Origin of the sequence: Desulfosporosinus hippei DSM 8344 (genome assembly GCF_900100785.1) — a bacterium.
Classification (GTDB): domain Bacteria; phylum Bacillota; class Desulfitobacteriia; order Desulfitobacteriales; family Desulfitobacteriaceae; genus Desulfosporosinus; species Desulfosporosinus hippei.
In genome coordinates this window covers 212473-235486 of the sequence record NZ_FNCP01000003.1, presented here as the reverse complement: position 1 = coordinate 235486, position 23014 = coordinate 212473, and the positions used below count along the sequence as shown (strand labels likewise).

The following is a 23014-nucleotide window of genomic DNA, read 5'->3' as shown; positions in this document are numbered from 1 at the left end:
CAAATGAATAAACTGGATTCCGTTAAAAATTTAGATGCCTGTATTAAGTGCAGCGCCTGTACCTCCCAATGCCCGGTGGCGATGGTGCAGCCTCTTTTTTCAGGGCCCAAAAGTGTTGGGCCTGATGCAGAGCGTTTCCGGCTGGAGGGTATTGACATAGATCCCAAGTGTTTAAGCTATTGTTCGAATTGCAAAACCTGTGAAGTGACCTGCCCCTCCGGAGTTAAAATTACAGAAATTATTTTAAGAGCTCGGGAAAAGGCCTCTTTGGCCGCTCAGAAAAGCGGAACAACCCGACTGCAGGTTCGTGACCTTGTTTTGGGCAGAGCCGAATACCTAGGACGCCTAGGAACGATCTGGCCGGGTCTTACTAATGGCTTACTAAAAGTATACTTAGTGAGAGTCCTAATGGAGAAAATTCTGGGAATTAGTCGAAGGGCCCCGTTGCCGCCGTATCAGGCAAAATTTAAAGGGATAAGGAATAATAAGCTCGTGCCAAACCATAGGCTATCAAAAGCAGTGGTTTTCTTTCCCGGGTGTTTTATCAACTACAATGACAGTTTGACAGGGCAGGCCGTGATTAAAGTCTTAGAACACAATGGGTATGATGTGATCATGCCTAACTTTCACTGTTGTGGAGTGCCTCTGCAGGCTAATGGTAAGTTTAACGAAGCTAGGGGAAATGCCAAAAAAAACTTGGCTCTCATGAATCCGTATTTGCAATCAGGGGTACCTGTTATTACCGGCTGTACGAGCTGCGGCTTAGCGTTAAAGGAGGAATATCCGAATTTAGAGGTCTCAGGGTCAGAACTCATAGGCCGTCAAGCTTATGATCTTTTTGAGTTTTTGTGGGAACTGCAGGAGGGGGGAGGACTAAAGCAAGACTTTCAAGAGATTCCTGTCTCCCTGGGCTATCATGCTCCCTGTCATTTGAAGGCGCAAGGAATTGGAACCCCCTCAGTTCGCCTATTGCGGTTGATTCCGGGGGTACGTGTGTCGGATTTAGACACTGGATGTTGTGGTCTATCCGGCAGTTATGGATACAAACAGGAAAAGTATGATATAGCCAGGCAAATTGGAGAACCTTTGTTTCAGCGAGTTCAAGAGGGTGTCCGTATTGGGGAGTTTCAAAGTATGGCAACGGAATGCGGAGGATGCCAGGTTCAAATCGAGCATGGTTCAGGGATAGCAACGAAGCATCCCGTTTGGGTGTTTATGCAAGCTTATGGATTAAGCCCGGAATTTTTGTAGACTGAGAATGGGTATTAATGGTGAAAGGAAAGATTCAGCGCGCTTTTCCCACCGCAGAGGCGCAAAATTAAGCTGAAAGCAACAAAACCCTAAGAGTAATTGTCGGAAAATTTTTGTAATAAACAGAATAGAAGGTTTCCACTCCGTATAAGGCTCTATATAATAATCTAATCGAATTCTCTGCTACTTTGCACGCAGGAGTTTGGCATCAAGTAGGCTTTACAGAAAGAGGTGTGATTCATAGGAATGCTTAGAACATCAGGTTATGATCGGGTTTTGCTGAATTTGCGTGTAATGACAGTGGAGTTGGCAGAAGCTGTCCAAAGGCATTTATGTGCTGCGATTGAGGCCTTGGAAAATGGAGGTACAGTGCAGGATTGGCAAAAAAAGGATGATGTGATTGATCAACTGCGGGATAACATCGTCAATCAAAGTTTTGATATTATGAGTTTGCAGCAATTAAGAAGCCAAGACTTAAGGTGGATTTTAGGATTTCAGCGAATGGCCCAGGAACTTGAACGTTCTGCTGATTACGCTTGTGATCTGGCTGAACTGAGTGAGCTAAAGCCAGAGCGTAATTGGCCGGGGGATATTCAACAGATGGCCAAGCAACTACTCCGGATGATCGAGCACACGGTGGAGATCTTAAAGGGGGATAAAGAAATCCTGATGGACTTGGCAGATGAAGACGATGTATTAGATGAAGCTTACGACAATTTTAAATCAGCCCTAGTCAAAGGGAGTCAAGCCAGATGCCCTGATGGCCAATTGGGTTTGTGCCTGGTGATTGCCCGAACCATTGAACGCATGGGGGATCATCTTGTAAATGTGGCTGAAACACTTTTGTATGTCCAAACAGGCAATCGACGACTCGCTGAAGCATGAAGTATAGTATAATTAAGGAATAAGCAGCCATATTAAATGGCTGTTTGCTCTTTAGGCCAAGTACTGCCTGCAAAAAGGGGGAGAAGATTGGAATGCCAAGAACCTATATCTTAGCCTTAGATCAAGGTACTACGAGTTGTCGGGCAATTTTGTTTAACCATGAGAGTAAACCGGTTGGAATTTCACAAAAGGAATTTACTCAATTTTATCCGAAACCAGGGTGGGTGGAGCAAGATGCAGAGGAAATTTGGAGTACACAATACGGGGTTATCGCAGAACTCTTAGCCAAGACAGGAGTCTCCCCCGGGGATATTGCCGGTATTGGGATCACTAATCAACGAGAGACAGTGGTTGTATGGGATAAGGCCACAGGAAAACCGATTTCTCCGGCAATTGTCTGGCAGTGTCGCCGTACAACAGAGATTGTAGAAGATCTGAAAGCTAAAGGATGGGAAGAATTCATCCGCTCGAAGACCGGGTTAGTTTTAGATGCCTATTTTTCAGGAACAAAAGTTAAATGGATATTGGATCAAGTTGAGGGAGCCAGAGAAAAAGCAAATCAGGGAGAGCTTTTGTTCGGCACTATAGATACTTGGCTAATCTGGAAATTGACGAAGGGCCAAGTTCATGTGACGGATTATTCTAACGCTTCTCGGACCTTATTGTTTAATATTTATGACTTAGCTTGGTCTGAGGAAATTCTCGCTGAGCTGGGCATCCCCAGAAGCATGCTCCCGGAAGTTAAGCCCTCAAGTTGGATATACGGGAAAGCGGAAATCAGTTTATTCGGCGATGCCTCAATTCCTATTTCCGGAATAGCCGGCGATCAACAGGCGGCTCTGTTTGGGCAAATGTGTTTTGAACCGGGGATGGCTAAGAATACCTATGGAACGGGCTGTTTTATGCTGATGAACACAGGAGAACGGGCTGTTGTATCCCAAAGCGGCCTGCTTACAACCATAGCTTGGGGATTGAACGGAAAGGTTGAGTATGCTTTGGAGGGCAGTGTTTTTATCGCCGGGGCTGGAATCCAATGGCTGAGAGATGGACTGAAGATGATAGAAAAAGCTCAGGATTCTGAGTATATGGCAAGTACAGTTGAGGATACTGATGGGGTCTATGTAGTTCCGGCTTTTACGGGACTTGGCGCCCCACACTGGAATATGCGTGCTCGAGGAGCAATTTTTGGCTTGACTCGGGGGACTGAGCAGGCCCATCTGATTCGAGCAACCTTGGAAGCAATGGCTTATCAGACAAAAGATGTTTTGGACGCAATGGAAAAGGATGCCCAGATAACCCTTCAGACATTGAGAGTCGATGGAGGTGCAGTAGCCAATAATTTATTAATGCAGTTCCAAGCAGACCTCTTAGGAGTGAAGGTAGAACGACCTGAAGTTATCGAGACTACTGCCTTGGGAGCGGCCTATCTAGCCGGCCTGGGAGTAGGCTTTTGGAAGAATCAAGGGGAAATTTGCTCAAGCTGGAGAATGGATCGCTGCTTTAAACCGGATATGTCAGAGGAGAGGAGAATTAAACTCTACCGAGGGTGGCAGAAGGCTGTTGAACGAAGCAAGGATTGGGAAGATTAATTTAGTGAAAGGTTACCGGTCAAGGGCAGTTTCTATATAGTCATCGTAAATGGACATTGTTTTATGGCAGGAAACTGGATTTATTTAGAGAATGATACAAAATAGGCTAATTAAAGTTCATAAGAGTAGGAACTTTTGGTATACTAATACATATTTATCTGGTGCTACAGATGAACTGGAGTTTATCCGATGACTTCACCAGCCGTAAAGACTCTTCTTGAAAGTACGAAAGTATCCAGTGACGAAACCCGGGTGAGGGTTTCGCCCAAGCCGCCTGCAGCAAAGAAAAGCATAACGGCGCAGGTTGCTTTCGCCGAACCGCAAACTACACAGAACAACTTTAGCGGTGAGGATGAGATAACGGCTGCTACGTCCCTGGATAAGTTCTTCTTAGCTTCAGATGGAGTAAGTATTCCTCTTAGGCAAACTCCATCTGAAGCTAAGAATCACTTGATGCCCAGAACATCTTAGCGGGAATAAGGGACTGATTATAGGGTGAAAAAATTACGGCCCCGAACCCTTGGGTCAAGTGAAAGGGGATTTTGGCATGAATAAAAAGAGTGTAAAAGACGTAGAAGTGCGTGGAAAACGAGTACTTGTTCGAGTGGACTTCAATGTTCCGTTAAATGAACAGGGGGAAATTACCAACGATAAGCGTGTTAAAGCCTCCTTGCCAACGATTTTGTATTTAGTCAGGGAAGGAGCAAGAGTTATTCTTGCTTCCCATCTGGGGCGTCCAAAAGGCCAGGTTAATCCCAAGTACTCTTTAGCACCTGTTGCCAAACATCTTAGTGATTTGTTAGCGCAAGAGGTTGTTTTCGCAAAGGACTGTATTGGGGATTCGGCCCTGGAGCCAGTTAGTAAGCTGCAAGATGGGCAAGTCCTCTTATTGGAAAATGTCCGCTTCCATGGAGAAGAGGAGAAAAACGACCCTTCCTTTGCCAGGGAGCTAGCCGGGTTGGCGGAGTTGTTTGTTAACGACGCTTTTGGAACGGCACACCGTGCTCACGCTTCAACGGAAGGGGTAACCCACTATATTCCGGCGGTTTGCGGTTTATTAATGCAAAAAGAAGTTGAATTTATGGGTAACGCTTTAGAACGGCCAGAACGTCCTTTTGTTGCAATTATTGGGGGAGCAAAAGTGAGTGATAAAATTGGAGTTATCGAAAATCTGCTGGAAAAGGTAGATGCTTTAATCATTGGTGGGGGGATGGCCAATACCTTCCTGAAGGCCCAAGGATATAACGTGGGAAAATCCCTTCTCGAAGAGGAAAAGGTAGAATTGGCTAAGCAACTTATTGAGAAGGCAAAGTCTAAAGGAGTCGAACTTGAATTACCGATAGATGTTGTCGCAGCGACTGCTTTCCAAGCCGATGCGGCTCATCGTACAGTAAGGGTCTCGGAAATCCGAGAGGAAGAAATGGCCTTAGACATAGGAGCTGCCACTGCTGAGAAGTTTGAAGCTTGCATTTCCACAGCACGCACCGTGATTTGGAATGGTCCCATGGGGGTTTTTGAAATGGAAGCCTTCGCTAAAGGAACTGAGAAGGTCGCTCAAGCAGTTGCAGCCTGTGGGGGAATCACGATTGTAGGTGGAGGAGATTCTGTGGCAGCTGTGGAAAAGATGAAGGTTGCGGAGCGCATGACTCATATCTCCACAGGGGGTGGAGCTTCACTTGAGTTTTTAGAAGGCAAGATCTTACCGGGTGTTGCTGCATTAGAAGAGGCCTAGGCCTTACAAAAGGAGGTATTGTAAGTGGCTAATCGACGAAGGGTAATCGCCGGCAACTGGAAAATGTTTAAAACTGTCAATGAAGCAGAGGACTATGCAATAAAGTTTTTAGAGGAAGTCAAGGATGTTACAGACCTAGATGTTGTCCTCTGTGCTCCGTTTACGGCTCTCCATGCTCTAAAAAATGAGTTGGAAGAAAGTATTGTCCATCTGGGTGCGCAGAATATGGCTTGGGCGGAAGAAGGTGCCTATACCGGAGAGATATCAGCGCGTATGCTGCTTGATGTCGCCTGTACATACGTTATACTCGGTCACTCTGAACGCCGGGAAATGTTTGGAGAAACGGATCATGATGTTGCTAAGAAAGTTCAGCAGGCATTGGCGGTGGGATTAACTCCTATCTTTTGTTGCGGGGAAAATTTGAAACTTCGTGAAGAGGGGAAGGCAGCCGAGTGGGTAAAAAACCAAGTTGCCAGCGCTCTTTCCGGAATATCCAAAGATGATCTGTTGAGGATAATTGTGGCCTATGAGCCTATTTGGGCGATTGGCACCGGTAAGACCGCATCCAGTAAAGATGCTCAAGAGATGTGTGCTAATATCCGTGCTACCTTGACTGAGCTGATGGGATCAGCCTCAGAGAATGTTCCTATACTCTATGGAGGCAGTGTCAAAGCTGAAAATATTGGGGAACTAATGCAGGAGCCTGATGTAGATGGGGCTTTAGTCGGTGGGGCAAGTCTTGATCCCCTTAGTTTTGCGAAACTTATCAAAAATGCAAGTCCCATGTAGACTTGCGAGGAAGGACATAAAATGGACATCAAACCGGTTTTCCTTATGATTTTAGATGGGTGGGGTTGTCGGGAAACTCATGAGGGAAATGCAATTGCCTCAGCAAATATTCCAAACTTCAAGCGTCTTGAAGGAGAATACCCCTATACTACTCTTCAGGCATCCGGTGAAGCCGTAGGATTGCCAAACGGCCAAATGGGTAATTCGGAAGTAGGTCACCTGAACATCGGGGCAGGGAGGGTGGTATATCAAGAATTAACTCGAATACATAAAGGGATTCAGGATGGAACCCTATTTAAAAACCCTGTCTTGCTGGAAGCTATGGACAGAGCTCGAGTACATAATAAGAGACTTCATCTAATGGGTTTACTCTCTAATGGCGGAGTTCATTCTCATATCGATCACTTATTTGCACTTCTGGAAATGGCTAAGAAACAGGAACTGACGGAGGTTTATATCCATGTAATTCTTGATGGACGAGATGTCTTACCTCAAAGTGCCAAAGAATATATTTGCCAGCTGGAAGGGAAGATTAAAGATCTGGGAGTGGGGAAAATAGCGTCAGTCAGCGGTCGTTACTACGTAATGGATCGGGACAAACGTTGGGATCGCTTAGAAAAGGGCTATCAGGCTATAGTCAATGGTGAAGGCAAACATGCAGCCGGGGCCTTATCTGCTGTTGAGATTTCCTATGACACCCGTGTGACGGATGAGTTTGTAATACCTACAGTGATTGATGATGAAGAAGGAAACCCTGTGGGCCAGGTTCAAGAAGGGGATAGTGTAATTTTCTATAACTTCCGTTCGGATCGTGCCCGTGAAATAACCCACGCTTTTGTTGATGAAGAGTTTTCTGAATTTGAGCGCTCTAATCATCCGCAGGTTCACTTCGTTTGTATGACTCAATATGAGGAAACTATTCCGGCACCTGTAGCATTTCCTCAACAAAACTTGGATAATACTTTAGGTGAAGTGCTTTCTGATCAAGGGCTAAAACAATTAAGAATTGCTGAGACAGAAAAATATGCCCATGTCACCTTCTTCTTTAATGGCGGGCTTGAAGAGCCCTATCCCAAGGAGGAGCGTATCCTCATTCCATCGCCAAAAGTCGCTACTTATAACCTGAAGCCTGAAATGAGTGCTTTAGAATTAACCCAGACTGTGCTTGGAGAAATTAGAGAGTCCACTTATGACGTGATCATTCTAAATTTTGCTAACCCAGATATGGTTGGACATACGGGTGTGTTTGAGGCAACGGTCAAAGCAGTAGAGGTGATCGATCAATGTTTAGGACAGATCTATGATGAACTCCGAAAACATGAGGGAACACTTATTGTGACGGCAGATCATGGGAACGCCGAGGAGAAGGTAGATCCCCAGACAATGTTGCCGATAACCGCTCACTCCACGAACTGCGTGCCCTTCATTCTTGCCGATGAAAGGTTCAAAGGACAAGCACTGCGCCAAGGTGGAGCACTATGCGATATAGCTCCGACAATTTTAAAACTACTTCAAATCCCTATTCCTAATGAAATGACTGGGAAATCGTTAATGGAATTTTGACTTAGGAAGCATTAATTTGGGTTCCTAATATCCATTAGTTCACTGATAGAATTAAGGATTGCCAGATGTTAAGGTTTAAGTTACTTTAAGCTAGAACTTCTCAGTATGAGATTTCTAATAAAAAAAGGGGGACATTGATCAATGAGTTTTATTACAGATGTTTATGCACGGGAGATTCTGGATTCCCGAGGAAATCCTACAGTAGAGGTTGATGTTGTACTTACGGATGGAATAATAGGTCGCGCAGCAGTTCCTTCGGGCGCATCTACAGGTGCTTTTGAAGCAGTCGAACTTCGAGATGCTGACGATACCCGTTACATGGGCAAAGGGGTACTGAAAGCAGTTGAAAATGTTAATCTGACTATCGCTCCGGAAGTAGAGGGACTAAATCCATTTGACCAACCCGGTCTGGATCGTCTGTTAATTGAACTTGATGGAACGGAGAACAAGGGGAAACTGGGAGCTAATGCTATTCTCGGTGTATCCTTAGCAGCTGCCAAAGCAGCGGCGGAATCATTAGGAATTCCTCTCTATCAATACCTGGGGGGCGTGAACGCCAAAGAACTTCCGGTGCCTTTAATGAATATCCTTAACGGTGGCAAACATGCCGATAACAATGTGGATATTCAAGAATTCATGATCATGCCTGTTGGAGCTTCAAGCTTTGCCGAGGCTCTGCGTATGGGAACAGAAGTTTATCACAGTTTGAAGGCGGTTCTCAAGGAAAAATCTCTGGCAACTGCAATAGGTGATGAAGGTGGTTTTGCACCTAGCCTCGAGTCTAATGAAGATGCCTTGTTATGCATAGTAGATGCTATTCAACGTGCAGGATATCAACCTGGCGAAGATGTTGCCTTAGCCCTTGATGTAGCAGCAACAGAACTTTATGAGAATGGAACCTACAACTTAGCCGGTGAAGGGGTTAAGAAAACTTCCGACGAAATGATTGATTACTATGAGGGTTTGATTGAGCGTTATCCGATCCTTTCTATTGAAGACGGCTTGGATGAAGAGGACTGGGAAGGATGGCATAAACTCACTAAGCGTTTAGGAGATAAAGTTCAGCTTATCGGAGATGATTTGTTTGTAACCAACCCCAAACGCTTAGCACGAGGAATTGAAGAGAAATGTGCCAATTCGATTCTAATTAAACTTAACCAAATCGGAACTCTAACGGAAACTCTGGACGCTATTGAAATGGCCAAAAGAGCCGGTTATACTTCAGTGATTTCCCATCGTTCCGGTGAGACTGAAGATGTCACATTGGCGCATGTCGCAGTTGCAGTCAATGCCGGCATGATCAAGACAGGAGCTCCGGCACGGACAGAGCGGGTTGCCAAGTACAACGAACTCCTTCGAATTGAGGAGGAACTGGGAGAAAGCGCCGTCTATCGTGGGCGGAAAGCTTTGGCCAGATAGATCGCGCAAGTCGAAGATTTATTGAGTTTTACCTGGGCTTGTGCTAAAATGAGCCTATTGAGCATTTATAAAATCGCAGTGATGTATGAGAAGGGTATCTTAGGGGGTGAGTTATTTTGCAAATTGCATTAATAATTCTTTTAATACTCAGTTCGATAGGGCTGATTGCAGCAGTCTTGCTACAGTCCGGAAGAAGTGCAGGATTATCAGGAGCTATTACTGGTGCCGGAGAGGCTATTTTCGGCAAGAAGAAAGGCATGGACGAATTATTTGCTAAAGCCACAGGTGTTTTAGCAGCTGTCTTTTTGCTGAGTTCTTTGGGTTTAGCCATCGTTTCGTAGTTAAGCTTATAAAGCCAACAAAGAGGGGTACTTCGTATGAGGTGCCCTTCTGTGCTATTTTTTTGTATCCGGTTAATCTAGTTAATTGAATAAGTCCAGTGAAAAAGAATACTGTTAGATATTGTATTTTTATTTATTATTATAATAATTTTTCTCTTTCTCCAGTTGAAGGTCATAAAGCGGTGTTAGGGTAATCTTATGGATTCTCTCGATACTACGACACAATAATCGAACTCAGATGATGAATCACGAAAATCTGTTAGGAGGAGTGTAGTTGCTGGAACCACAAAGACGCTTAGTAGAGCCCTTCTTTTTTCCCGGCAACCATGTTGGCTGTCTGCTGATTCATGGTTTTTCCGGCTCTCCTTCAGAAATGAGGCTAATGGGTGAACGCTTAGCCAAGCTTGGATGGACAATCCTGGGAGTCCAACTGTCGGGTCATGGGACAACTCCGGAACTGATGGCAACAACTAGTTGGGAGGATTGGACTAAAGACGCAGTAGTCGGTGTTCGAAAGCTTAGAGAAACTTGTGATACTGTAATTGGAGTAGGATTATCCATGGGAGGACTATTGACTCTTCATCTGGGGACGCTGGGTCTCATCGATGGACTTATCAGTATGAATGCCCCCATGATCCTGGCAGATAGGAGAACTCGTTTCGTTCGGCTCATTAGGCCGTTTATGACCTTTGTTGAGAAGAATAAACCGTTTTCGAGGAGGGGAAAAAAGTTAAATCCTAAAAAAGCGGTAAAGGATAAACCAGCATTGTTAAAAAATGACCCACTAGCTGAGCGTTTTGTCTATGAACGGGTTCCGGTGGATTCCTTAATTTCATTAAATAAAGGAATTCGTCAAGTACGCAATAAACTTCAGACAATAAAGTGTCCGTCCTTATTAATGCAAAGCTCAAAGGATTTAACCGTTAAACCTGTCAGTGTAGAGATTATTAGGAAGAAAATCAGGCAGGTCAATCCTGAGGTAATCTATTGGCAAAAATCTGGACATATTTTAACTCTTGGTCAGGAACGCGAAGAAGTTTTTTTAAAGGTTCACGAGTTTCTTCAACAGTTTGATCAGAAGAAATACAATCACGATTAAAGCGACATTGAATCAGACTAATCTATATTAGTTTGATTGTGTCTTAGATACATAGTTGTAAGAACTATCCTGAGTGGAAAGGGAAGGTTCTTGAAATGAAAGGAAGCGGGATTAATCAATGATGACAAGAGCAGAAGCATACGCAGAATTAACGAAGTATGTGGATAATAAAAACCTACTAAAACATATGATATCAACAGAAGCAGTCCTTATTCGTTTAGCCAAGCATTTTGATCAAGATCCTGATTTGTGGGGAATGGCGGGCCTGCTCCATGATATTGATTATGAGGATACTAAAGAACAGCCTGAAGTTCATTCTCTAAAAGGGGCGGAAATCTTAGAGAGCCTAGGTTTTTCCCCAGACCTTATTTATGCCGTTAAGGTACACAATGAGAGGCACGGACTACCCCGAAACTCTTTATTGGATAAGGCCCTTTATGCAACAGACCCTATGACAGGGCTGATTGTAGCCGGGGCTCTTATCCGACCGGATAAAAAGCTTTCTGGGGTAGATGTTCCTTTCCTCCTTAAGAAATTTGATCAAAAGGCCTTTGCCAAGGGGGCAAATCGACAGCAGATTCTCAGCTGCAGTGAGCTGGGACTTACGTTAGAGGAGTTTTTAGGATTAGGCTTAGAGGGGATGCAGGGGATTTCGAAGGAATTAGAGCTATAGGGTAATTTAGGTTCTCATTGCTAAACTTTTTTGTTTTGAGTTATCGGCTAGAGGATGTCGGAAAGTATTAGGTCGTTGATTCTTAACATTTGGTTATAATAGGAAGTTTGTGTTATACTGAAGTACTTGATGAGAGGAGGATTAATATGCCTTCTGGAGGAATTAAAGTTGTTGCTGAAAATCGTAAGGCTTTCCACGATTATTATATTGAGGATAGAATTGAGGCTGGGATTATTCTCACCGGAACTGAAATAAAATCCATTCGTAATGGACGGGTTAATTTAAAGGATAGCTATGCAAAATTAGATGAGGGTGAAATTTGGGTTCACCAGCTGCATATCAGCCCCTATGAACAGGGAAACCGATTCAATCACGATCCACTTAGGCCTCGTAAGCTGCTACTTCACCGAGCGGAAATAAGTAAACTAATCGGTAAGATTCAGCAGCAAGGGCTAACCCTGATCCCGATAAAAATTTATTTAAAAAAAGGGATGGCTAAAGTAGAATTAGCTGTTGGCCAAGGGAAGAAAAATTATGATAAACGGCAAGCTCTTGCTGAACGTGAAGGAAAACGTGATATAGAGCGTGCCTTAAGAGATCGGAATAAGAATTATTAAAAATTAATCTGTTTATATAATATAAGTGATATATGTAAATTTGGAATGGGCAGTAACTTGTTTAGGATAAAAGAAAAAACATTTAATCTAAAATTTCCGTAAGATTAATAGTTCCAGAATGTCTTTTCCATAAAGAAGTAATTATTCCAGGGTTATTCACTTTGCTTTAAACAAAAATGTGGTATACTATGTTTGTAGTTAATTTTTACGGGGGCGTTTTAGACTCGCTCGGGGAAGCGGTGGCAAGAGTTGCGCGTCGAGATTCCACCTGGTCTCGTTAAACGGTGGGCAAAAATAGTTAACGAAAACAATTACGCTCTAGCTGCCTAAGTGCCGCTAGCATTCTGCCTTCAGAACCTACGATGAAGGGTCAGAGTGTCAATTAAGTAGGACGCTCTAATGTCAATGCTCGGAGACATTAGCTAAGATCATCGAGCTAGCCTGAACTGAATCCTTGCCTTTAGGAGTCAAGACTGGCGAAATTTAAATTAAAGGACACACGCGTAGACGCTTTTGTGGTCGTTCTTCGATACAGGGGTGCAAGTCCCCTCGCCTCCACCATTGGTACACCTAACATATCAAATCTCACGGTAATCTCGATATCAAGCATTTTATCAGCAGTAAAAAAAACCTTTACGTTGTCTATATATTCTTGTATGACTGCCTTTTGATCTATTGGATCATCAGATAGAAGGCAATCTTTTCTTTTGTCTAATATTTTGATGATTGCCGCATCCTCAATTTCAGGCGTTTTTTGAATAACTTCTACTAAAGCCAACTGGGAAGTAAGGAATTCCTTCTTTTCGTTGGCTTCATTTATTTTTTTAGCAAGAACATTCCTGTCAAGAATACCGTCTCCTATAGCATCAATCCATTTGTCAATCTTAGATTCTAGAGACGCGATCTCTTCTTTTAGTGGAACGGTATCGTTGGCTGTGTTATTTTGTCTTTCTTTATACAGCTTTTTAACCTTTTCCACTATCTGTTGAACGGCTTCAGAAGAAAAACAGATTTCTACTAATTTATCAATAACGACGCTCTCAAGAAGCTCTTTTGGAATGCCTTTATTTTCGCACTTACTAGAACATTTATAGTAAGCATAGTTCCTACCACGGCTGGTATAAGATTCGCCAGAAATCTGGCTTTCACACTTGGAACAGAAGACTTTCCCGCTAAGTAGATAAACCGTTTTTGCTCTTAGCCGAGATTTTTCACTATTACTTTCTCTCTTTTTCAATTTAGCGTTCACCCTTTCCCAGAGATCTTTTGAAACAATGGCAGGAATAGCCCCTTCAATAATTATCTGCTCTTCAATAGGTTTTTTGAGGTGGCTATTACGTTTACCGGATTCGTCCTTCGATGAACTAGCGTTCCATACATAATCACCTTTGTATTTCGGGTTGGCCGCCCAAGTATCAAAACTAGTAATTTTAAATTCGTCACCGGCATAAGTTCTAAATCCAGCACTGTTTATTCTCCTAGCGATCTCAGCTCTTGTTAAATCTGCATCAAGACCTTCAAAATACATTTGAACAGCTCTGTATCTCTTTTCATCTATTTCATACATATGTGTTTCAGGGTTAACTTTAAGGCCATAGGCTGGACGACCACCATTGTGAGTTGCCTTCATTGCGTTCTCATTTAGACCTTTTCGAACCTCGCGAGAAAGGTTCTTACTGTAGTATTCAGCCATTCCTTCCAGGACTGATTCAAGAATAACAGATTCGGGAGAATTATCCAACTGCTCTAAAACACTCTCTACCTTGATCCCGTTCAGTTTTAGTCGTCTTTTGTAAAGAGCCGAGTCATAACGGTTTCGTGCAAATCGGTCAAGTTTATGGACAACCAACACCTCGTAAGCCCCTAACACACTTTCTTCTATCATGCGCTGAAAATCTGCTCGGTTATCGGTTGTTGCGCTCCTAGCTTCATCAGCGTACTTCTTTACTAGAACATAGCCTTTTCGCTTACAGTATTCTTCGATAGCCCTTTCTTGGGCTACGATAGATTCCTCGCGTTGATTGTCACTGCTATATCTTAAATAAGATGCTGCCCGAATAATTTTACTCACTCTCTTATCCCTCATCTCGTAATAAGTAGAACGTGTGTTCTAAATAGGGGTAAAAAAATATAGATATTAATAATCTTCGTAAATCTCGAGCACTCCTAGAGGCTCAAAGTAGATGACATAGCTTGTCCACTCAACGCATAAACCATACTTTTCTTTATAATGCTCTATAGCTTGTTCTAAAAAGTATTCAGTTACTCCCAAGAACTCAGCAAACTCATAGCGATTAGTAATTCCCTCTTTGAAAGCGTTAACAAAGCTTTCTAGGGGGATTAATTTTTTATAGGCCCAATTCCTAGCTCGCTTTTCCTGTTTAATGTGGGCTAGTTTTTTCTGATTTAATATGTTGCCAGTAGACGTGTAATGGTGCCCCATTTCTTCAGCGAGAACGCACACCTTAGCTGCGTGAGTAGGTAATCCTTGGTTTAGCCAAATTACATTATCTCCATACAGTCCTCTGATCCTAGGCCCCATGTGCTCCTCACATACTTCAACATTTTGACTTTCTGCTTCGGTGATAAGCATTTCGTATAACATGATGTCACCTCAGTTTTTAGCATTCCGTTTAGAGCGTACAAATTCTTTAAATCTCTCAATATCGGCTAGTTCTTCTTCTGTCCACTCATCTCCGTCATGGTGGGCCGCTATAGTTTCGGGTTGTATGCTTTTAAGTTGCTCTTTAACCCTTTCAAGTAAACATAATAGATCATTTTTAAATTCTCTAGAAAGCGGCGTCTCTCTAATTAATAAAATCATGTCGGTAGGAGTTGCATCAAAGGGTACGTCCCAATATTCTTTTTTAAGTTTTTCTATCTCTGGGATTAGAAAGGTAAGTACATCTTCTAAAAAGTAAGATTTTGCACCGTTGTAATTAGATAGTGATTTGATACTATCTATTATCTCTTGATCAAAGCCCGAGATTAAAAAATCAATAGATGACCCCAAATGATCTGCTACCTGCTGAAGCTTACCGACAGTTGGAGAATTTTTATCCCAATTGTATATAGCCCCATTCCCAAAACCTAACTCTTTCTCAATTTTAGGTATTGACGTACCACGCTGCTTACAGAGATCCTTTATATTTTCTACTATGCCCACGGATAAGACTCACTCCAATCAACCTAAAATATTAGTTAAAAATCCACTAACTCTATTGACTAACCGAAAATATTAGGTTATTATTATCTCAGTAACTTAGATAAACGCCATGCAAGCAACAAAAAACCAAGAGTCACTAAGACCCATTTAAAAATTCGTGTCGAACGAGTTTTAATTGGTGTATTTCTTGTACCCAATATTAGAATATTTTCGGTTGCTTGTCAATAGCTAAGTTTACTATTTTTGACAAAAATGTCAGGAAAGGAGGTATTAGATCGTATGACGTTAGTTGGTAGAATTCAAGAGCTATGCCGCGAAAATAATACAAACCTTAAAAACTTAGAAGTTAAATTCGGATTTAGCAACGGGGCAATGTATAAATGGGACACTAACATTCCTAGCGTTGATAGGGTTCAGAAAGTTGCAGATTACTTTGGAGTCTCTATTGATTACCTGGTACACGGTAATCGTGAAAGAGCACAGACCGGAAAAACATCAGGCATAAAGGATGAACCCGATAAAGAGAGGAAGGGATAAATGTGAAGTCTACAAATAGGCCTCAAGAAATCAGGGTCAATCTTACTATCAATACTATCCCTCATCCAAACCCGCAGCGCGGAATCGATCTATTAGCCGGATTAGTTTTAAAGCAAATCTTACAGTCTGAAAATTAAGGAGGAAATCAACATGATTTTAACAACAGGCGAAATGTACTCCTATGCGCTCAAAAATCCAGGGGCTAAATTTGAACGGATGAGAACTGGCAGAATTTACTCCTTTGGTAAGCAGGGTCAGTTGATACTTGATGGTAATTGGGAATCGCATTTTGTCCCATCAGTCAATGAGAAATGGAGACTAGTTCTTCAACATCAAGTTACTTGGCAGGAAGCTATCCTTGCTTGGCTAAGAGACGGGAAAGAAATCGTCTGTAAGCTAGGAGAAAACGAAAGCGTTATTAAGCCCAATCTTGGCTTTTTCCTCGATCAACGCGGCATGGCGATTAGTAACGCTGAGTTTGTTAAAGGTAAATGGTTTATCAAATAAAGAGGAGGAATGACCATGTTTAAGGCTATCGTTGAAAAGACTCGTAAAAGTACGGCTTTCGCTATTGCCCTTGTCATTATTACCTTCTACGTGATCGGAATTATCGCTAGACCATTTATTCATTAAAGGGAGGGCTAACCTTGACAAAGATATACCAACTCCCTACCTCTGAGGATAAGCAATCCGTCCATGACCTGATTAATGATTTTGCCCACGGGAAACTCAGCCGTAATGACATGATGAAAATGATCGCCAACATTATCACAAAGTACAAGACGAAATCTTTCCCTGTGTTTGGCTATTCGGTGTCAATTCTCCAATGGTACAAAGACATCCCGGTTATTAACATCCAAAGCGCTAGAGTATCAGACCATTGCCCAACTTGTGATTCAGGAATAGGCCATGCTAAGTATCTTAGGACTGAAAAGGAAAACTTTGGGCTTAACTATGACATTATCAGTGTAACTTGTCTAGAATGCGGATGTGTTTATGCCTTGAAAGCCCCTAACGGTCGAACTGAAATTAGTGAGAGGAGGTGAAATTAGGTGGATAAAAACCCGCATTTACCAGGTACGCCGGATGAATTTATCAGTAAAAATCTCGGATTAGCTCATTCCGTAGCCTTCTCATTTATGCTCAATGCCCGTAAAAACGATTCTATCAGATTCGATGAAGATGACTTCAAAAGTATTGCTTACCTGGGACTTATTAGAGCCTATCAACTTTTTAACCCGACTGGTTTTAAGGGGGAGAACGGAGAGCCAATTAAGTTTTCAACCTACGCTGTTCCAATGATTAGGGGGACACTAATGCGCCATGTTAGAGATCATGGTCGTTTAATCCGAAATCGGGGAGAGAGCATTCCGGTAGATAGCCTAGATCGTCCAGTGGAGTTTGATGAAAAAAAGACGTTTGGGGATTTTGTATTATCCGGAAGCTATCAAATCGGGGAAGAAGTCATTTTAACAGATTTCTTAAGTACAGTCGGGCCTAGACTGCAGAGGTTATTTGAACTTCGGGCTAGAGGATTATCCCAACGGGAAATAAGCAAGATCTTAGGCGTTACGCAAGTAACCGTCAGTCGAATGGAGCGTTATCTATTGGAATCTGCCAGGCAATATGGACTTGGTATGAATCTAGAGTCAAGAAAAAGATTTAAAGGCCCAAGGGCTAGTTAATGAGAGGGGGTGACAACTTGAAAGACGGATTAGTGCTTTTTTATATCAAAGACGAAGTAATTCTTCCAGTGGCATTAACCGAGGAGCAAAACCAGACTTTTGAAATGCTTATGAGTATTATGCCGGGAACGATCACAGTAGTGGATAAGCCTCAGGGCAGAGCGATTAATCTCACGGATCAATTGAATGCAAGCAAACAAAAGAAAAGCCCGTCGGTGCACTAACACCAAACAGGCTAACAGAAAATTATCTTACCTTATATTATACCAAAAATATTGAAGGAGGAAAAGATTATGATTCATGGATTTAAAGGTTTTGATAAAGATCTAAAATGCCGAGGTTTTCAATTCGCTCCAGGTGGAGAATACGAAGAAGCAGATGCCGCGGCTTGCCGAAGAGGATTCCACTTCTGTGAAAATCCACTCGATGTATTTAACTACTATCCTCCTGCCGATAGCCGCTATGCAAAAGTTGTGGGTGATGGGAAAACAGACAAAGACAACGATGATAGTAAAGTAGCATGCTCAAAGCTGAGAGTCGGCGTAGAAATTGGTCTTAACGGTCTGATCTCAGCGGGAGTGAAGTTTGTTCTTGATAAAGTTGATTGGAGCAGCAAAAAAGAATCCAACACGGGCGATCAGTCCGCAGCGACCAACACGGGCGATCAGTCCGCAGCGACCAACACGGGCTATCAGTCCGCAGCGACCAACACGGGCGATCAGTCCGCAGCGACCAACACGGGCTATCAGTCCGCAGCGACCAACACGGGCGATCAGTCCGCAGCGACCGTCGAGGGAAAAGAGTCTGTCGCGATAGCAATCGGCTATGAAAGCAAGGCACGGGGCGCGCTAGGCTGCTGGATCGTACTAGCAGAATGGGAAGAACTTAAATACGAATACCACGTCAAGGATGTTCAAAGCGTTAAAGTAGACGGTGAAAAAATCAAGGCAGATACCTTCTATAGACTCGTAAACGGCGAATTTGTTGAAGCTGACTAAAGAATCAGGGAGGTAATCTCCATGGTACTAAAACAAGCGATATCTGTTAAATGTGTATGTGGTTCGACCATGGAATTCCCTGAAGGGGAAATCAAGGCTAAATGCCAAACGAAATGCTGTTTGGCACAATGGGAAATAGGCCCAGAAGGATTTTGGTCAGTGTTTGTCCCTATTATCGCAAAGCCCAAAAAGTTAAATCACTATGAAAAATATATGGCATGGCGAAATAAGAACCGAAAAAAGAGGAGGAAACGTAAATGAACATTACCCTTAATATTGAAGCTACCAGCCCAATGGAGTTACAAGAGGCAATCTCAGGGCTAGCAGGAATAGTAGGCGGCGCAGTTGTAACTCAGCCCAAGCAGGAAAAAACCAAGCGCTCAACCTCGGGAACCAATAAACCTGATAAAGACCCTGAACCAGAGACAGGATCGAATACGACCGACGAAACACCGGATAACGTGCCTGAGAATAACGAGGGAACCCCTGATCAAGGAGAGACTGAAAAAGTACCCACAGTCGTAGAACTACGTGCCAAAGCTCAGGAAAAAGGTACAACCCCTGAGGGTAAAAAAGCAATCAAGGCCTTGCTAGATGAGTTTGGGAGCAAATCTATATCCGACGTACCAGAAGAGAAACGAGCCGCATTCCTTCTTAAGCTGGAGGCACTATGACGCAACAGGCACATGCTGAACGTGCTCACGCATTGCTGGGAGCTTCTAAAGCGGGGCAGTGGATTAACTGCCCGCCGAGCGCCAGATTGCAAGAGACAGTTCCTGAGAAACGTAGCGAGTACGCTAACGAAGGCACTGCAGCCCATGAACTCGCTGAGATCAAACTCCGCCGAAGAGTAACCGTATGTAACTCCAAGCAACGGAAGGCTTTAGATAAGAAGCTGGAAGAGTTTAAGCTAAACAAGTATTACGATCAGGAGATGGAGGATGCAGTCCAGAACTACGTCGAGTTAGTAGAAGAAAGGTACATGGCTGCAAAGGCAAGATCCAGTGATGCAGTGATACTACTCGAAGAACGCCTTGACTTGACTGAGTGGGTGCCTGATGCTTTCGGGACAGGCGACGTTGTTTTAATAGCAGACGGAGTTTTGGAAGTTATTGACCTAAAATACGGAAAAGGTGTACCCGTTAGCGCATACAACAATCCTCAGATTCGTCTATATGGCCTCGGAGCATGGGCGGGGTACAATTACCTCTATTCTATTGAAGAAGTGCATATGACCATCATCCAGCCTCGATTAGACAACGTTAGTACAGAGGTTATGCCACTTAAGGACTTACTAGAATGGGCCGAGTCAGTTGTTAAGCCCGCAGCGGTATTAGCCTTTGCGGGAGAAGGTGAATTCTGCGCTGGAGATCACTGCCGCTGGTGCAAAGTGAAAGGAAACTGTAGAGCACGAGCTGACGAGAATATGAAAGCGCTAGAACACGAGTTTAAAGACCCGGCACTAATGAGCAACGAAGAAATCGGATCCATCTTATTTATCACGGATCAACTTAAGTCTTGGGCTAAGGATGTCGAGGAATACGCTTACGACCAAGCGCTTAAAGGCAGTCCTATTCCCCAGTGGAAGCTCGTTGAAGGACGCAGCAATCGTTCTATCACGGATAAAAACGCGGCTATTAAAGCTTTTGAAACAGCAAAATTAGAAACCGATAAGTACCTTAAGCCCCAGGAGCTTTTCGGCATTGGAGACTTGGAAAAGAAAGTAGGAAAAAAAGTACTTCCAACTATTCTAGGTGATTTAATCACTAAGCCACCAGGTAAACCAGTTCTAGTCCCTGAGACCGATAAGAGACCAGAACTTAATAGTTTAGAAAAAGATTTTGAAAATGTGGAGGTTTGATGAAAAATGGCAATTGATAATCAAGCAACAAAAGTGATAACCGGTAAAGTACGACTTTCATATACACATATCTTTCAACCGCAAGCCATTGACGGAGGAGACGAGAAATACAGCACAGCTATCCTAATTCCCAAGAGTGACAAAGATACGCTACGAAAGATCAAAGCCGCTGTGGACGCTGCCAAAGAGCTTGGCAAAAGTAAATGGCCCAATGGTAAGATTCCGGCAAACTGCAAAACACCTCTTCGCGATGGTGACGAAGAGCGACCAGATGATGAAGCGTATGCTGGGCATTACTTCCTAAATGCCTCAAGCAAAAATAAGCCCGGTATTGCCAAACCAGTAGGTAAAGGGGCAGATGGTAAAACCAAATTCCAAGAGATCACGGACAGTACGGAAGTCTACTCCGGATGCTATGCAAAGGTTAGTTTGAACTTCTACCCATTTGATACAAAAGGAAATCGGGGTATTGCGGCTGGACTTAACAATGTGGTCAAGGTACAAGACGGAGACTTCTTAGGCGGCAGAGCAAGCGTCAATGACGAATTCGCCGAGGAAGATTTTGATATAGACTTAGCCGGGGACGATGAGGACTTTCTAAACTAACACATCTTACAAGGGGATTCAACCAACATTGGATCCCCTAATTTATCAAGATAGGAGATTTTAAGATATGACTGTCTTACAAATCGACTTAGAAACTTATAGCAGCGTCGATCTTAAAACATGTGGAGTATACCGTTACGTGGAATCTCCAGATTTTGAGATATTACTTTTCGGTTTTGCCTATGGGGATGATCCTGTTCTAGTAATCGACCTAACAGCATTTGAAGATATACCGGATAGAGTTCTACGTGATTTAACTGACCCGTCAGTGATCAAGACAGCATATAATGCCAACTTCGAACGGACTTGTATATCTAAGCAATACGGCATAGAATGCGATCCTTCTCAATGGCGTTGCACGTCTGTATGGGCGCTAGCATTAGGATTACCGGGCTATCTTGATGGGGTAGCAGAAGTTCTTAAACTGGATGTGCAGAAAGATGCTAAAGGAAAAAATCTAATCAAATATTTTTCTGTACCGTGTAAACCTAGTAAAGCTAACGGTCAACGAACTCGTAATTACCCCCATCATGATCCCGAGAAGTGGGAAGAGTATAAATCCTACAACCGTCAGGACGTAGTTGTAGAACGAGAAGTACGACGAAAATTAGAACGCTTTCCGGTTCCGGCTCACGAATGGGCATTATGGGCACTCGACCAACGAATAAACGACCAAGGGGTTAGGCTTGATCCAATACTTTTTAGACAGGCAATTGCCTGTGATGAACAATACGAAGCAAGGCTCATGCAAGAGGCCAAAGAGATTACTGGACTAGAAAACCCTAACAGTCTAACACAGCTTAAGGAATGGTTGTTAGAACGCGGCTTAGATACACCAGACGGGCTGTCAAAGGATTATATGCCTCAGTTACTAGATGCGGCTCCAGACGATGAGACACGGCGAGTACTGGAACTAAGGCAGGAGCTGTCGAAGACCAGCGTAGACAAATATAACGCAATGAACAGAAGTATGTGTGCCGATGAGAGAGCACGGGGTTTACTTCAATTTTGCGGAGCTAACCGGACATGGCGCTGGGCGGGTAGATTAATTCAGGTTCAAAATCTTCCGAAGAATGTTTTCACCGACTTAGCTATGGCACGGGAGATCTTAAAATCAGGCGATTTCGAACTCGTTGAAATGTTATTTGGTGCCCCGCCATTCGTACTCAGTCAATTAATCCGTACGGCGTTCATTCCGTCTGAGGGATGTCGGTTCATCGTATCAGACTTTAGCGCAATCGAGGCAAGGGTCATAGCGTGGTTAGCCGATGAAGGCTGGGTACTGGAGGTATTCAGAGGACACGGCAAAATCTACGAAGCGACAGCGTCTAACATGTTTGGAGTTCCTTTTGAGACGATTGTCAAAGGTCATGCAAATTATGAACTAAGAGCACGTGGGAAGATAGCAACGTTGGCCTGTGGATTCCAAGGAGGGGAAAATGCACTGGCCGTTATGGACTCTAAGCATGAGATCAATCCTGACGAGTATCCACGACTGGTCAAGCAATGGCGGGATGCAAATCCAAATATTCGCAAGCTCTGGTATGCTGCTGAGAATGCCGCTGTAACGGCGGTAAGGGACAAAACAACTGTCAAACTGGCGCATGGAGTTCAATATCGATATGAGGCGGGTGTGCTGTTCGCAGATCTACCAAGCGGCCGGAGTTTGGCGTATGTCAATCCGAGGATTAAGCCAGAGCCTAAATTTAATAAAGAAGGCCTAGTATTTGACGGTATGGATCAAGTTAAAAAGAAATGGATGTCCCACAGAACCTACGGGGGCCGTCTGGTGGAGAATCTTGTCCAGGCGATTGCTCGGGACTGCTTAGCAGAAAGTATGGTGCGGGTAGATGCAGAAGGCTACAGGATTGCAATGCACGTCCATGATGAGGTTGTGCTGGATGTTCCAATAGGAATCGGTTCCTTGGAACATGTAACGACTGTGATGGGTAAGCCAATAAGATGGGCACCAGGATTACCGATGAGAGCCGCAGGGTTTGAGTGTGACTTCTATATGAAGGATTGATTGTATGCAAGAATATGACCTTTTCATAAACAACAAACGTTCAACAATGCCTCCATCCGGATTTTCTGTAGACCGTGAAACACTCCATGAAAGTATGTTCGATTTCCAAAAAGACATTGACTGTTGGGCGCTTAAACTTGGCAGAGCAGCGGTATTCGCTGGAACGGGGCTTGGTAA

25 protein-coding genes, 1 other RNA gene and 1 pseudogene are annotated in these 23014 nt (G+C 43.4%); 24 read left to right on the top strand and 3 right to left on the bottom strand.

The window, feature by feature from the left end; genetic code table 11:
- Positions 1–3: 3 nt before the first annotated feature.
- The 13 genes from BLS16_RS04375 to ssrA all read left to right on the top strand — a co-directional run bounded on the left by BLS16_RS04375 (position 4) and on the right by ssrA (position 12519).
- Positions 4–1251 carry an anaerobic glycerol-3-phosphate dehydrogenase subunit C gene (locus tag BLS16_RS04375; RefSeq protein ID WP_092330399.1) on the top strand — a complete coding sequence of 416 codons (1248 nt, stop codon included), beginning with the start codon at positions 4–6 and terminating at the stop codon, positions 1249–1251.
- A gap of 246 nt (positions 1252–1497) precedes the next feature.
- The gene (locus BLS16_RS04370; protein WP_092330397.1) at positions 1498–2136 is read left to right on the top strand and encodes a phosphate signaling complex PhoU family protein; all 639 of its coding nucleotides are present in this window, start codon (positions 1498–1500) and stop codon (positions 2134–2136) included.
- 92 nt (positions 2137–2228) lie between these two features.
- Positions 2229–3725: a glycerol kinase GlpK gene (gene glpK / locus BLS16_RS04365; protein WP_092330394.1), complete on the top strand. Its 1497-nt coding sequence runs from the start codon at positions 2229–2231 to the stop codon at positions 3723–3725.
- A 189-nt stretch (positions 3726–3914) separates the two neighbouring features.
- Positions 3915–4196: a hypothetical protein gene (locus tag BLS16_RS04360; RefSeq protein WP_092330392.1), complete on the top strand. Its 282-nt coding sequence runs from the start codon at positions 3915–3917 to the stop codon at positions 4194–4196.
- A 76-nt stretch (positions 4197–4272) separates the two neighbouring features.
- Complete coding sequence (locus BLS16_RS04355) at positions 4273–5457, top strand: phosphoglycerate kinase (RefSeq protein WP_092330389.1); 1185 nt, start codon at positions 4273–4275, stop codon at positions 5455–5457.
- A gap of 24 nt (positions 5458–5481) precedes the next feature.
- Entirely contained in the window at positions 5482–6246 is a 765-nt protein-coding gene (tpiA, locus tag BLS16_RS04350; RefSeq protein ID WP_092330387.1) for a triose-phosphate isomerase, read from the top strand.
- 21 nt (positions 6247–6267) lie between these two features.
- On the top strand, positions 6268–7809 hold the full coding sequence (gene gpmI / locus BLS16_RS04345; RefSeq protein ID WP_092330384.1) for a 2,3-bisphosphoglycerate-independent phosphoglycerate mutase: 1542 nt from the start codon (positions 6268–6270) through the stop codon (positions 7807–7809).
- A 141-nt stretch (positions 7810–7950) separates the two neighbouring features.
- Entirely contained in the window at positions 7951–9228 is a 1278-nt protein-coding gene (gene eno / locus BLS16_RS04340) for a phosphopyruvate hydratase (protein ID WP_092330381.1), read from the top strand.
- Between the two features lie 116 nt (positions 9229–9344).
- The gene (secG, locus tag BLS16_RS04335) at positions 9345–9569 is read left to right on the top strand and encodes a preprotein translocase subunit SecG (protein ID WP_034601684.1); all 225 of its coding nucleotides are present in this window, start codon (positions 9345–9347) and stop codon (positions 9567–9569) included.
- 277 nt (positions 9570–9846) lie between these two features.
- A complete protein-coding gene (locus tag BLS16_RS04330) occupies positions 9847–10668 on the top strand; it encodes an alpha/beta hydrolase (RefSeq protein ID WP_092330518.1) in 822 nt (273 codons plus the stop codon).
- A gap of 121 nt (positions 10669–10789) precedes the next feature.
- Positions 10790–11341 (top strand): HDIG domain-containing metalloprotein, encoded by a 552-nt coding sequence (locus BLS16_RS04325; RefSeq protein ID WP_176786068.1) that lies wholly within the window; start codon positions 10790–10792, stop codon positions 11339–11341.
- Between the two features lie 146 nt (positions 11342–11487).
- A complete protein-coding gene (smpB, locus tag BLS16_RS04320; protein WP_014905203.1) occupies positions 11488–11958 on the top strand; it encodes an SsrA-binding protein SmpB in 471 nt (156 codons plus the stop codon).
- 209 nt (positions 11959–12167) lie between these two features.
- Positions 12168–12519, top strand: a transfer-messenger RNA (tmRNA) gene (ssrA, locus tag BLS16_RS04315).
- Positions 12520–13036: 517 nt separating this feature from the next.
- Here ssrA and BLS16_RS24830 read toward each other — a convergent pair.
- The 3 genes and pseudogenes from BLS16_RS24830 to BLS16_RS24185 all read right to left on the bottom strand — a co-directional run.
- Positions 13037–14044, bottom strand: a pseudogene (locus tag BLS16_RS24830) (recombinase family protein); the annotation flags it as partial.
- A 51-nt stretch (positions 14045–14095) separates the two neighbouring features.
- Positions 14096–14563: an ImmA/IrrE family metallo-endopeptidase gene (locus BLS16_RS04300; RefSeq protein WP_092330376.1), complete on the bottom strand. Its 468-nt coding sequence runs from the start codon at positions 14561–14563 to the stop codon at positions 14096–14098.
- A gap of 9 nt (positions 14564–14572) precedes the next feature.
- Complete coding sequence (locus BLS16_RS24185) at positions 14573–15124, bottom strand: helix-turn-helix domain-containing protein (protein ID WP_242876185.1); 552 nt, start codon at positions 15122–15124, stop codon at positions 14573–14575.
- 279 nt (positions 15125–15403) lie between these two features.
- On the opposite strand from BLS16_RS24185, the gene BLS16_RS04290 reads away from it, so the two are divergent.
- The 11 genes from BLS16_RS04290 to BLS16_RS04240 all read left to right on the top strand — a co-directional run bounded on the left by BLS16_RS04290 (position 15404) and on the right by BLS16_RS04240 (position 22837).
- Positions 15404–15661 carry a helix-turn-helix domain-containing protein gene (locus tag BLS16_RS04290; RefSeq protein ID WP_092330374.1) on the top strand — a complete coding sequence of 86 codons (258 nt, stop codon included), beginning with the start codon at positions 15404–15406 and terminating at the stop codon, positions 15659–15661.
- A gap of 150 nt (positions 15662–15811) precedes the next feature.
- Positions 15812–16168 (top strand): hypothetical protein, encoded by a 357-nt coding sequence (locus BLS16_RS04285; RefSeq protein WP_092330371.1) that lies wholly within the window; start codon positions 15812–15814, stop codon positions 16166–16168.
- Between the two features lie 140 nt (positions 16169–16308).
- Positions 16309–16707, top strand: a complete 399-nt coding sequence (locus BLS16_RS04280; protein WP_092330368.1) for a hypothetical protein — start codon at positions 16309–16311, stop codon at positions 16705–16707.
- A 6-nt stretch (positions 16708–16713) separates the two neighbouring features.
- The gene (locus BLS16_RS04275; RefSeq protein WP_092330366.1) at positions 16714–17346 is read left to right on the top strand and encodes a sigma-70 family RNA polymerase sigma factor; all 633 of its coding nucleotides are present in this window, start codon (positions 16714–16716) and stop codon (positions 17344–17346) included.
- A gap of 17 nt (positions 17347–17363) precedes the next feature.
- Positions 17364–17570, top strand: coding sequence for a hypothetical protein (locus BLS16_RS04270; RefSeq protein ID WP_092330363.1), 207 nt, complete (start codon positions 17364–17366; stop codon positions 17568–17570).
- A 69-nt stretch (positions 17571–17639) separates the two neighbouring features.
- Positions 17640–18344, top strand: coding sequence for a DUF7666 domain-containing protein (locus tag BLS16_RS24180; RefSeq protein ID WP_242876184.1), 705 nt, complete (start codon positions 17640–17642; stop codon positions 18342–18344).
- A gap of 21 nt (positions 18345–18365) precedes the next feature.
- Entirely contained in the window at positions 18366–18605 is a 240-nt protein-coding gene (locus tag BLS16_RS04260) for a hypothetical protein (protein ID WP_092330361.1), read from the top strand.
- Positions 18602–19018 (top strand): hypothetical protein, encoded by a 417-nt coding sequence (locus BLS16_RS04255; RefSeq protein WP_092330358.1) that lies wholly within the window; start codon positions 18602–18604, stop codon positions 19016–19018. Before BLS16_RS04260 ends, BLS16_RS04255 begins: the two co-directional genes overlap by 4 nt.
- A complete protein-coding gene (locus BLS16_RS04250; protein ID WP_092330356.1) occupies positions 19015–20205 on the top strand; it encodes a DUF2800 domain-containing protein in 1191 nt (396 codons plus the stop codon). The genes BLS16_RS04255 and BLS16_RS04250 overlap by 4 nt, the downstream gene beginning before the upstream one ends.
- Positions 20206–20211: 6 nt before the next feature.
- Positions 20212–20811, top strand: coding sequence for a DUF2815 family protein (locus BLS16_RS04245; RefSeq protein ID WP_092330353.1), 600 nt, complete (start codon positions 20212–20214; stop codon positions 20809–20811).
- Between the two features lie 67 nt (positions 20812–20878).
- Positions 20879–22837: a DNA polymerase gene (locus tag BLS16_RS04240; protein ID WP_092330351.1), complete on the top strand. Its 1959-nt coding sequence runs from the start codon at positions 20879–20881 to the stop codon at positions 22835–22837.
- The last annotated feature ends 177 nt before the right edge of the window (positions 22838–23014 follow it).

Bases quoted from the DNA above. Each gene is read 5' to 3' on its own strand.
- BLS16_RS04375 (WP_092330399.1), top strand. From the start codon at position 4: ATGAATAAACTGGATTCCGTTAAAAATTTAGATGCCTGTATTAAGTGC.
- BLS16_RS04370 (WP_092330397.1), top strand. From the start codon at position 1,498: ATGCTTAGAACATCAGGTTATGATCGGGTTTTGCTGAATTTGCGTGTA.
- glpK (WP_092330394.1), top strand. From the start codon at position 2,229: ATGCCAAGAACCTATATCTTAGCCTTAGATCAAGGTACTACGAGTTGT.
- BLS16_RS04360 (WP_092330392.1), top strand. From the start codon at position 3,915: ATGACTTCACCAGCCGTAAAGACTCTTCTTGAAAGTACGAAAGTATCC.
- BLS16_RS04355 (WP_092330389.1), top strand. From the start codon at position 4,273: ATGAATAAAAAGAGTGTAAAAGACGTAGAAGTGCGTGGAAAACGAGTA.
- gpmI (WP_092330384.1), top strand. From the start codon at position 6,268: ATGGACATCAAACCGGTTTTCCTTATGATTTTAGATGGGTGGGGTTGT.
- eno (WP_092330381.1), top strand. From the start codon at position 7,951: ATGAGTTTTATTACAGATGTTTATGCACGGGAGATTCTGGATTCCCGA.
- BLS16_RS04325 (WP_176786068.1), top strand. From the start codon at position 10,790: ATGACAAGAGCAGAAGCATACGCAGAATTAACGAAGTATGTGGATAAT.
- smpB (WP_014905203.1), top strand. From the start codon at position 11,488: ATGCCTTCTGGAGGAATTAAAGTTGTTGCTGAAAATCGTAAGGCTTTC.
- BLS16_RS04300 (WP_092330376.1), bottom strand. From the start codon at position 14,563: ATGTTATACGAAATGCTTATCACCGAAGCAGAAAGTCAAAATGTTGAA.
- BLS16_RS04290 (WP_092330374.1), top strand. From the start codon at position 15,404: ATGACGTTAGTTGGTAGAATTCAAGAGCTATGCCGCGAAAATAATACA.
- BLS16_RS04285 (WP_092330371.1), top strand. From the start codon at position 15,812: ATGATTTTAACAACAGGCGAAATGTACTCCTATGCGCTCAAAAATCCA.
- BLS16_RS24180 (WP_242876184.1), top strand. From the start codon at position 17,640: ATGATTCATGGATTTAAAGGTTTTGATAAAGATCTAAAATGCCGAGGT.
- BLS16_RS04260 (WP_092330361.1), top strand. From the start codon at position 18,366: ATGGTACTAAAACAAGCGATATCTGTTAAATGTGTATGTGGTTCGACC.
- BLS16_RS04255 (WP_092330358.1), top strand. From the start codon at position 18,602: ATGAACATTACCCTTAATATTGAAGCTACCAGCCCAATGGAGTTACAA.
- BLS16_RS04250 (WP_092330356.1), top strand. From the start codon at position 19,015: ATGACGCAACAGGCACATGCTGAACGTGCTCACGCATTGCTGGGAGCT.
- BLS16_RS04245 (WP_092330353.1), top strand. From the start codon at position 20,212: ATGGCAATTGATAATCAAGCAACAAAAGTGATAACCGGTAAAGTACGA.
- BLS16_RS04240 (WP_092330351.1), top strand. From the start codon at position 20,879: ATGACTGTCTTACAAATCGACTTAGAAACTTATAGCAGCGTCGATCTT.